This window comes from Baaleninema sp. (assembly GCF_049974805.1).
In the GTDB taxonomy this organism is placed as follows: Bacteria; Cyanobacteriota; Cyanobacteriia; order Cyanobacteriales; family Geitlerinemataceae; genus Baaleninema.
On sequence record NZ_JBNGCO010000045.1, the window covers coordinates 25,127 to 35,080 of the forward strand.

Genomic DNA, 9,954 nt, shown 5'->3' on the forward strand with positions numbered 1-9,954 from the left:
TACGGATACCTAGCATTTGAGAAGTTAGTTCAACTCCTGTTGAACCTGAGTTTTATCGACCGCTACCCCGGTGCGGTACGGTATCCGTGTTACTTTTATCAGTCGATAAAACTTCAATAGAATTGTCAACACGAACGTTCGAGGATACCGATTCGATCGCCCGGGCGTTGGCGGCAAAACCGACCAACAGTAAGCTAGACAGCAAGATCGAGCTATAGATGCGCATGGTATAGAATCCCTTCTTTGAGTTTCTATTTCCAAGTACGCATCAATTTCGGCTCTATCCGGAGAAAACGATTCGATACCGAGAATTTTTCGATCGCACGAACCGCCCTTTCGGGTTCGGTTAACCCTCCGGCGGAAGGTCGAACAAGACGGTCGTCATATAGCGTTCGGCCCAACTTTCTCCAAAGGCTTTTTCCAACACGCGGCGAGTTTTATCGTTCTGGCGCTGTTTCGTACAGTAATACTGTTGTCCGGCGCGAACTTGCGCTTCTTCCTGGGGAGACACGGGAGTCGTCGCCTTGGCTTGCTGACAGTGAACCGTCAGATAACCCGTGACTCGTTCTAAAAACCGGGTTTCTTCGGCTTCGTCCGCCGGACGCACGAACAAACAGAATTCGGAGAAGATGTCGCCCCAGGGGGGAAGGTCTCGCGGTTGTGCGAATTCCGCTTTCGGTAAGGCTTGTAAGGCGCTGCGGTAGTTGTCCGACAGGGTTAAATCAGCGGTGGTGGGAGATAAATCGACGATGGCGGCGCTAATTTGGCCGCGTCCCCCCACTAAGTCGGTTCCGAACATGGGAATCGGGTAGTTGGGACGGGGAAACATGACGCAGTGCAGAATGTCTAGGCTGTTGCCGACTTTCGCCAGTTCCAGGTGCATTTTGCGAAATTCGGGGGATTGGTAGCAGTGGTTTTCGATGGTCAGTTTTTCGCCTTCGAGTCGTCCTTCCACGTAGCCCAAATCTTCGGGAAGTTGGTACGGCGACAGGTCGAGTTGTTGGTGCCAGGTGGCTTCGATCGCATCGGCGAGTTTGTGGATGAGGCGATGTTGTTGCGATCGAAGGGAAGACTCAGGGGCAATCGTCATCGTTAAAAAAAAACTTTACAACTAAGGAGAAATTTATCCCTGTTATTTTACCCTGAAGGCGTTCCCCGACCGTTTCGCCTCGTTGTATGCGGCGTACACGGCTTTGACGTTGTACCAGTTCAAAAAAATTCGCGAAATTTCCGACGCCAATCGAGGCTGTCCGCGATCGATCAGCCGTTGCAACAGTCCCGAAAGGGTGCGTTCGTTGAGGCGTCCGCCCAAGGAGAGGATTCCCCACAACAGCCAATGGAGGGGCGTCATTTGCACCATTAACCGCACCTCCCAGGTGGGATGTTTTTGATAGAACAACACCCCCGTTCGCGCTCGTTGAATTTCGCGATCGATCGCCGCCGGAAGTCGGTCTAAACCAAAGGGTGGATTCCAGTGATAACCCGCCGCTTCGGGGCATTTCACCAGTTTCAACCCCAGTTTTTTCAAACGAACCCCCAACTCGAGATCTTCCCAACCGTACTGACGGAATCGCGTATCGAAAAGCCCGACTTCCTCCAACCAGCGGCGGGGGATGGCGACGTTTCCCGTGGCGAAATAGGCCGCTGAAAAATCTGTGAGTTTGTAGGGTTCGCTGGTGGGATCGTCGAAATTGCTGGTGTTGATGACGGCGCCGTAGGTAAACAGTCGATCGTGACCGAGTTGTTGCTGTCCTCGCCGCAAGCCTTCGGCGTGGGATTGCAGAAAGGTTTCAGTTACGACTAAATCGCTGTCGATAAAGACGATGGTATCGCCAATGGCCTGTTCGAGACCTAAATTTCTCGCCGCCGCCGGGCCGGAATTGTCTTGACGAAATGGTTTGATGTGGGGAAAGTTTTCAATGTTTTCTGTTAACCAGTCCCAGGTGCCATCGGTAGAGCCGTCGTCCACCACGATAACTTCGTATCCCGCCACAATTGAATCCTGGGGGAACTGCTGGTTTTCGATGGCCTGCAAGCACTTTGTTAAAATGGGCAGGCGGTTGTAAGTGGGGACGACGACGCTAAAAAACATAGAAGTATGGTAAGGGTCGATCGCTTAACTGCGAGTGAAGTCGAAAATGTCGAGTTGGGCGGGATCGAGTCCCACAAAGACAATACGAACCCGATCGTCGATCGTGGCCACGGCGTTCTCGCCTTCTTGACCTAACGCTATTCGCTGGAGACCGCCGGTTAAGACCACTTTATCGGGGCCGTCTTCAAAATCCGTGATGATATTGTTCGTACCATCTCCGGGGGCAAAAACGAAGCGATCGTTTCCTTGTCCTCCTGTTAATACGTCGTCGCCTGCGCCACCTCGCAGGATATCCTCGCCGCGATCGCCAGATAACGAGTCGTTACCGTTTTCGCCGATGAGCGAGTCGGCGTCTTGTCCGCCAAATATGAAATCGTTACCATCTCCGCCGGATAGGGTATCGTTTCCTAAATTTCCGAAGAGAATATCGTTTCCTGCTCCTCCGACAACGAAATCGGCCGCTTGTCCGGCTGCGATCGTATCAGCACCGGCGCCGCCGTCGAGGATATCGTTTTCGGTATTGCCGAATAAAATGCGATCGGAGTCGTCGTCGAAGATGTTATCGTTGCCGCCGAGACCGACGATAACATCGATACCGGGAGACTCGCTGAGGAGAGCTGCCTCGTTCGCGGGAAGTTCGCTGAGGTTAAGGGTATCGTTGTCTGTTCCGAGGATAGCGAAGTCGTACTGACTTCCTAGTTCGATCGTTGAAAACGCCATGAACGTCGTACCGTTTTTTGTCACTTTAAAAGGTTTTAAACCTCTGTCATACTAGCCGTTGACTGAAGTTTAGTAAACGTCGAACGTGACGGTCGTTTTTTTGGCTCCTGGGAGTCGATCGATCGGCGATTGCGCTCGTCTATCTTATCTCTTGAGAAACCCGGGATCTTGGAGATACCGGGTTTCTCGGGATGCGATTTGCTGACGTCCAGTTCCTCGAGACGACTTGGCTTAATCGGGATGGAGGAAACGCTCGAAATCGGCTTTTTGAACTTGTTCGTTGGCGATGGCTTCTCCTATCTCGAGTAACGCCGGGATTTCCTTCACGGCGTCCATCGGGGCTACTTCGTCGGGATCGATCCCCGAAAGTCCTAACTCGCGAAACCGCCTGGAGGTAAACTCGGTGGTGTAGCGATGATATGTCAGTAAGTTCGAGAGTCGAGCCAGGATTCCTGTGGTATCCGGCGGAAGTCCGTCAGAGGCTAAGTCTTCGATTTGTTGGAATTGGGGAACGGCTACGGCGTCGAGTTCTTGACGGATGGTGTTTTGGTTGGCGTCGGAAGTCCGGGCGAGCAAACTCATCAAGAAATTTTGTTGGGCGTTGGCGTCTTCCATTAACGTACTGACGGCGTAGCCCGCCCAATCGACAATGGTGTACCATTTGGCGTTTTGAAACGGAATTTTCCCAATGCGAAATCCCGTTCCGACTGAAATTAATAAGATATTTTCTTCTCCGGTCGCCCAACCAATACCGTAATCTTTTTTGGTGGCTTCTAAAAACAGTTGAAACGACGGATTGTTAAACATACTCATGCCGCCGTCGATAAATTCGTAAGGCTGACCGTCAATTTTGAAATCATGGGGCGGAAAAAACGTCGGGGCGGCGGTACTGGCTCGGACGAAATTCCATAATTCAATGTCTTTGTTGAGGTTGTAAAATTTGTTGTTCGGGGAGTTGACAAAAAACCAGTTTCGTGCATCTGTGACGTTTTTAGCAACGACTAACAGTAGGGTTTTCAATTCATCCGAACCCAAGGTCATGTTGCCAAACACTTCTTTTAAATTTCGTTCGAGGGATTTGGCGCTATACTTCGACCAAAGGCGACCGATGAGCCAGTTTCGGGAGAAGATATCTTGACCGCGATCGACATACAAATTCAGTAAATCTTGGACTTTCATTCCTTTGGCTAAACCCGCCGCGAGAATCGATCCCGTACTGGTTCCACCAATGAAATCGAAGTAGTCTCCCAAACAGTTCCAAGGGGTATCGTCGGGTTCGCATAAAATCGACTCGATTTTTAATAATACTTGTGCGGCGATAATGCCTCGGATACCACCGCCGTCGATTGAAAGCAGGCGTTTGGGACGCTCGAGATTTTCGCGACGTAACATTTTTTACCCCTCCTTTGGTCAAACAACGAACGATAAATAACAGTCCAAACTGTTGAATTTTTAAAAGTTAAAAGCCTAAACTCATAAAACCATCGGTCGATCGACCGCTTTTTCGGTATTCTAAAAAATAAAAATTTAGCTATCCATTCTGAATTGACGATAGCGATAAATTCAAAATTTTTGAAACTTGTGAAACTTGTGAAACTTGGAATTTCGACTCGATTTTAGCTCGATCGATCGAAAAATCCAGAAATTGTTACGTCTCGTTACTTAACCCGGGCTGGGGTCGATCGCCCCCCATCAACCCCGCACCAACAACGGCGCCGCCCCCAACAACCGTTTCGTATAAGGATGCTGTGGCGTCGAGAAAATCTCCCGCGTTCGCCCGAGTTCGACAATTTGTCCGGCGTTCATCACCGCAATGCGATCGCACAAAAACCGCGCCACCCACAAATCGTGAGTAATAAACAAATAAGTTAAATCGAACTCCTCCTTCAACTGAAGCATCAACTCCAACACCTGCGCCTGCACGTTCGCATCCAACATACTCACCGGTTCGTCGCCAACCACCAACTGCGGGCGCGTCATCAACGCCCGCGCGATCGCCACCCGTTGCTGTTGTCCCCCCGAAAGTTCCCGAGGATACCGCCGCGCAAACGCCGCCGCTGGCGTCAATCCCACCCGTTCCAACATCTCCAACACCTGAGTTTTCGCCTGAGACGGCGTCGCGAGGCGATGCACGAACAGAGGATCGGCGAGACTGTCGCCCACCGTCATCATAGGATTCAAGCAAGCGTGGGGATCTTGAAACACCATTTGCATCTGTCGCCGCTGTTGTCGCAACGCTTTCGGCGAGAGTTGCGTTAACTCCCGTCCGAGAAATTCCACCGTTCCCCCCGTGGGTTTCACCAATTGCAGAATCGTGCGCGACAGGGTGGATTTCCCGCATCCCGATTCCCCCACCAGTCCCAAGATTTCCCCCTGGTACAGTTCCAGGGTGACGCCATCGACGGCTTTAATGGTGAGGTCTTGGGATTTGGAAAACAGCCGTTCGAGAAGATTGCGTTCCAAGCTGTAGTGTTGTTGCAAATCGCGCACTTGCAAAAGCGGCGGACGTTCCGACAGTGGGAATTCCTTATCGGCGATCGGTTCGTCATCAATGGTTTGCACGTGCAACGCTGCGTTGAGTAAAGATTTCGTATAAGGATGTTGCGGGTGGCGCAGTACCTCGCGGGTTTGTCCGGTTTCGACGATTTTTCCGCCGTTCATCACCGCGATGCGATCGCAATATTCCCCCACCATGGCCAAATCGTGGGAAATCAGCAACAAGGCTAACTCTCGTTCCCGACACAAGCGCATCAATTCCTCGAGAATTTGGGCGGAGACGGTAACATCGAGGCTGGTGGTGGGTTCGTCGGCGACGATGAGTTTGGGATCGAGAAGTAACGCCAGGGCGATCGCCACCCGTTGGCGCATTCCGCCGCTGAATTCGTGGGGATATTGCGACCAGCGGTTTTGAGGGATGTTGACCGCTTCGAGGGTTTCGAGGGCTTTGGCTTTCGCCTGTTTGAAACTTAAATTGGGACGATGGGCTTTTAGGGTTTCGATGCAATGATCGCCGATGGTCATCAGGGGATCGAGGCGCGTCATGGGATCTTGGAAGATTAACGCCACGGCTTCGCCGCGAAATTTTCGCAATCGATCGCCCTCGAAAGCGAATACTGACTCGCCCCGAAAGCGAATTTCGCCCCGAACCTGACTTCCTTCAGGAAGCAACCGCATCGCCCCCCGTCCGATGGTGGATTTTCCACAGCCCGATTCTCCCACCAGTCCGAGGCTTTCTCCGGGGGCGAGGGTAAATGACACGCCATCAACCGCCCATTGAGGATCGCCGCCGTCGCCGGTTAGGGGATAGGCAATTTGCAGGTTTTCAACGCGAAAGATGGGTTCGGGGTTCATGGGAGGTGAGGAGATGATGGGATGGGGTGATGATGGAATGGGGTGATGATGGGATGAGGAGGTGATGGGATGAGGAGGTGATGGGATGAGGAGGTGAATAGATCGATAGTTGAGGAAGTCAGGAGAAAGTTTCCCATTACCCCATCATCCCGATCGCACCATCATCCCATCATCCCTTCATCGAACTGCTGCATGAGATAGGCGACGCCGAAATCGCCGTTGGGATGGTTTTTGAGGGTGTCGGCGAGGGCGAAGACTTGTTCGGCGACTTCTTCTCCGAGTTTGTCGATGATGGCGTCTCGTTGCAGTTCCACTTGGTGTTGTTCGCGAAGTTGCGATTTCCAAGAACTGGAAAAGAGTCGATCGATCTGAACGTGCAATCCGAGATGTTTCAGGATGTCCCATTCTCCAGCATCGAGCCAGATTCCGGCGTTGAAGGGAGAGCGTTCGATGTAAAACGGCTTGGGCGCATCGACGCGGGCCCGGGTCATAATGCGGCCGCTGTCGGGACAGAGGGCGGCTTTGGCATCGGTTGGGGGCGGTTGAAAGTCGATGTCGGCTAGTTGTTGCGACAGGGTTTCGAGGTCGAATTCCGGTTGGGGTTGCTGCGATCTCCAGCGTTCGTAATTTTCGCGATCGAGCCAGACGCCCCCGGTTTTCGGACATCGCATTACTGTCAAGCCGGGTTCGAGGGTATCTTCAACCAGGGTCGAGGTTTTGTCTTTCGGACATTGCATAATCGTTGTTGACGGGCTTCTCGCGTGCATCGATCTATCATCGCATTGTGCGATCGCGCATTGTGGGACTCGGGCAACGCTTCTATTGTTGTTCTTCGTCTTTTCCCAAAATTACGTTGCAGTAGCGACGTATCGTCGAAAGGCGATCGCGGATTTGCGATCGCCGTTGCGCCTGCTTCGTCTCCTGTCGCGCAGACTGCAAAAACGCCGCATCGGTCGCCAACAACCGCAGTTGCTTGTGAATTTCGGTGGTGTAAGACTGGCGGCGACGGTCGAGATCGGCGAAATCTGCCCCGAGAATCTCCGTTTGAAACCAGCTTTGCAGCCGCGTCACCTCTGGAACTAGAGGCGATCGCTCTTCGTCTAGACTCTCGGCGAGTCGATCGATCTCTCGGACGAGTTTTTGGTAACGATCGCTTGACATAACTGGCACGATATTTGTCTAGATTGCTACACTTAGGGTACTCTAGGCGTTACAAAAGTTAAGATATTCTAAAGGCCGTCTTAAGGGAGGCGGCGATCGGCGGATTTCTCTCTAAGATCCATACACATACCAACGCGATCGAGCGTATTCGATCGCCAATCGTCTCAATCCCGTTCGCTTTTTTATCAAAAAGTTTATATTTTGTATCTTGCAATACAGCAAACCTGGCAGACTCGTGCATCTACTGAGTCTCCAAACTTTCCCTTACTCGTTCGCCTAACTTGACCCGATGAACGTAGCATCTCCCATTTGTAGCTTCGACCTTTCGATCGACCTTCCAGACTGGCTCGACGCCTGCATACGCGGCGACGATCCCCACGGACTCGTCAGCAACCTGTCCCCAGAAGAAACCGACTTAGTCAAACGCGCCTTCGAGTTCGGCTACAGCCTGCACGAAGGGCAATGTCGCGCCTCTGGAGAACCCTACATCGCCCATCCCGTGGCGGTGGCGGGTTTGCTGCGGGATTTGGGGGGCAACGGTGCCACCATCGCGGCGGGGTTCCTCCACGATGTCGTCGAAGATACGGACGTCACCCCCGAGGAAATTGAAGAACGGTTCGGGGAAGAAGTGCGCCGCCTCGTCGAAGGCGTCACCAAACTCTCGAAATTCAACTTTTCCAGTAAAACCGAACGCCAAGCTGAGAACTTCCGGCGAATGTTCCTGGCGATGGCGCGAGATATCCGCGTAATCGTGGTGAAACTGGCCGATCGCCTCCATAATATGCGGACGTTGCACCACCTTCCCCCTCAAAAACAAAAACGCATCGCCCGAGAAACCCTCGATATTTTCGCCCCCCTCGCCAACCGTCTGGGGATCGGACGCTTCAAATGGGAACTCGAAGATTTGTCGTTTAAATATCTCGATCCCGAAGCCTATCAAGACATTCGAGAACTCGTCACCGACAAACGGGCCGATCGCGAAGCCCGCATTCAATCGGTCATTTCCGTTTTGCAAGAGCGACTCCAGCAAACGGGAATTTCCCAATTCGAGGTGAGCGGACGTCCGAAACACCTCTACGGAATCGCTCACAAAATGCAGCGACAGCGCAAGGAATTTAACGAAATTTACGATATCGCTGCCGTGCGCATCGTGGTCAATACCAACGATGAATGCTATCGCGCTTTAGCGGTGGTTCACGATGCCTTCAACCCGATTCCCGGTCGGTTTAAAGACTATATCGGCTTGCCTAAACCCAACCGCTACCAGTCCTTACATACGGGCGTGATCGGGCGGGGCGGACGCCCCATTGAGGTGCAAATTCGCACTTACGAGATGCACCACATCGCCGAATACGGGATCGCCGCTCATTGGAAGTATAAGGAATGCGGTTCGGTGCAGTCGCAATGGACCGCTGAAGACGAGAAATTTACCTGGTTGCGGCAACTGCTGGAATGGCAAAGCGATCTCAAAGACGCTCAGGAATATCTCGACAGTATTAAAGACAATCTGTTTGAAGACGACGTTTACGTTTTTACGCCCAACGGCGATGTGGTTTCCCTCAAACAGGGGGCGACGCCCATCGATTTCGCCTATCGCATCCATACAGAAGTGGGCAACCACTGCGCGGGGGCGAAAATTGACGGACGTATCGTTCCGTTGGATACAAGTCTCGAAAACGGCAATATCGTCGAGATTCTGACTCAGAAAAACAGCCATCCGAGTTTAGATTGGCTCAACTGTGTGGTGACGCCGAGCGCCCGAAATCGGATTCGTCAGTGGTACAAGCGATCGCACCGGGACGAAAATCTGTCTCGAGGGCGGGAAATGCTGGAAAAAGAACTCGGAAAGAGCGGCTTCGAGGCGTTACTCAAATCCGAACCGATGCAGGAAGTGGCCGAACGCTGCAATTATCAAAGTGTCGATGATTTGTTGGCGGCGTTGGGATATGGAGAAGTCACGCTCAATCAGGTGGTGAACCGCCTGCAAGATGCGGTGAAAGCGCGAGAAGAGGTGGTTGAAACGCCGAAAACTCTCGAACAAACGCTGTCCCTGGCGACGGGGAACGTTCCTGAGTCTACGACCAGTAAATCGCCCATTGCAGGGGTTGAGGGGATGGTGTACCACATCGCGGGATGTTGTAAACCGGTTCCGGGGGAACCGATTATTGGTGTGGTGACGCGGAGCGATCGCGGGATTTCGATTCACCAACAAAATTGTCCGAACGTGGCTTCGATTCCGGGGGAACGTTTGGTTCCGGTGAGTTGGAACAGTTCTCATCCTAACGGACGCGCTCAGACTTATCCGGTGGATGTTTCGATCGAAGTTCTCGATCGCCTGGGGGTTCTCAACGATATTCTCTCGCGGTTGAAGGACAATAATATCAACGTCCACAGCGCCCAGGTGCGAACTAGCGACGGAAAACCTGCCATTATCGATTTGGGAATCGGTATTCGCGATCGAACTCAGCTCGATCGAACTTTCGCTCAAATCCGCCAAATGAGCGATGTTCTCAACTTGCGGCGTTTGGGGGAAATGCACAGGTGACTTGAAACATCGGGTGTAAATTCTCAGATCGATAACTGACTCTCAAATGAGAAAGCGAGACCTCGTTGTTACGAGGTCTCGCTTT

General features: G+C 52.3%; 9 protein-coding genes. 1 reads left to right on the forward strand and 8 read right to left on the reverse strand.

What is annotated here, in order from left to right; genetic code table 11:
- Positions 1-52: 52 nt before the first annotated feature.
- The 8 genes from patX to patD form a co-directional block, all read right to left on the reverse strand.
- Entirely contained in the window at positions 53-226 is a 174-nt protein-coding gene (gene patX / locus ACP5D4_RS10650; protein WP_428011607.1) for a heterocyst-inhibiting protein PatX, read from the reverse strand.
- A 120-nt stretch (positions 227-346) separates the two neighbouring features.
- Positions 347-1,090, reverse strand: coding sequence for a phycocyanobilin:ferredoxin oxidoreductase (locus ACP5D4_RS10655; protein WP_428011608.1), 744 nt, complete (start codon positions 1,088-1,090; stop codon positions 347-349).
- Between the two features lie 42 nt (positions 1,091-1,132).
- Positions 1,133-2,092, reverse strand: coding sequence for a glycosyltransferase family 2 protein (locus ACP5D4_RS10660; protein ID WP_428011609.1), 960 nt, complete (start codon positions 2,090-2,092; stop codon positions 1,133-1,135).
- 24 nt (positions 2,093-2,116) lie between these two features.
- Entirely contained in the window at positions 2,117-2,812 is a 696-nt protein-coding gene (locus ACP5D4_RS10665) for a calcium-binding protein (protein ID WP_428011610.1), read from the reverse strand.
- Between the two features lie 231 nt (positions 2,813-3,043).
- Positions 3,044-4,204, reverse strand: coding sequence for a patatin-like phospholipase family protein (locus tag ACP5D4_RS10670; RefSeq protein WP_428011611.1), 1,161 nt, complete (start codon positions 4,202-4,204; stop codon positions 3,044-3,046).
- 300 nt (positions 4,205-4,504) lie between these two features.
- The gene (locus ACP5D4_RS10675) at positions 4,505-6,163 is read right to left on the reverse strand and encodes a dipeptide ABC transporter ATP-binding protein (RefSeq protein ID WP_428011612.1); all 1,659 of its coding nucleotides are present in this window, start codon (positions 6,161-6,163) and stop codon (positions 4,505-4,507) included.
- 161 nt (positions 6,164-6,324) lie between these two features.
- A complete protein-coding gene (locus ACP5D4_RS10680; protein ID WP_428011613.1) occupies positions 6,325-6,900 on the reverse strand; it encodes a zf-TFIIB domain-containing protein in 576 nt (191 codons plus the stop codon).
- 82 nt (positions 6,901-6,982) lie between these two features.
- Positions 6,983-7,324 (reverse strand): heterocyst frequency control protein PatD, encoded by a 342-nt coding sequence (gene patD / locus ACP5D4_RS10685; RefSeq protein WP_428011614.1) that lies wholly within the window; start codon positions 7,322-7,324, stop codon positions 6,983-6,985.
- A 289-nt stretch (positions 7,325-7,613) separates the two neighbouring features.
- Between patD and ACP5D4_RS10690 the strand changes: the two genes are divergently transcribed.
- Positions 7,614-9,869: a RelA/SpoT family protein gene (locus ACP5D4_RS10690; protein WP_428011615.1), complete on the forward strand. Its 2,256-nt coding sequence runs from the start codon at positions 7,614-7,616 to the stop codon at positions 9,867-9,869.
- Positions 9,870-9,954: the final 85 nt, after the last annotated feature.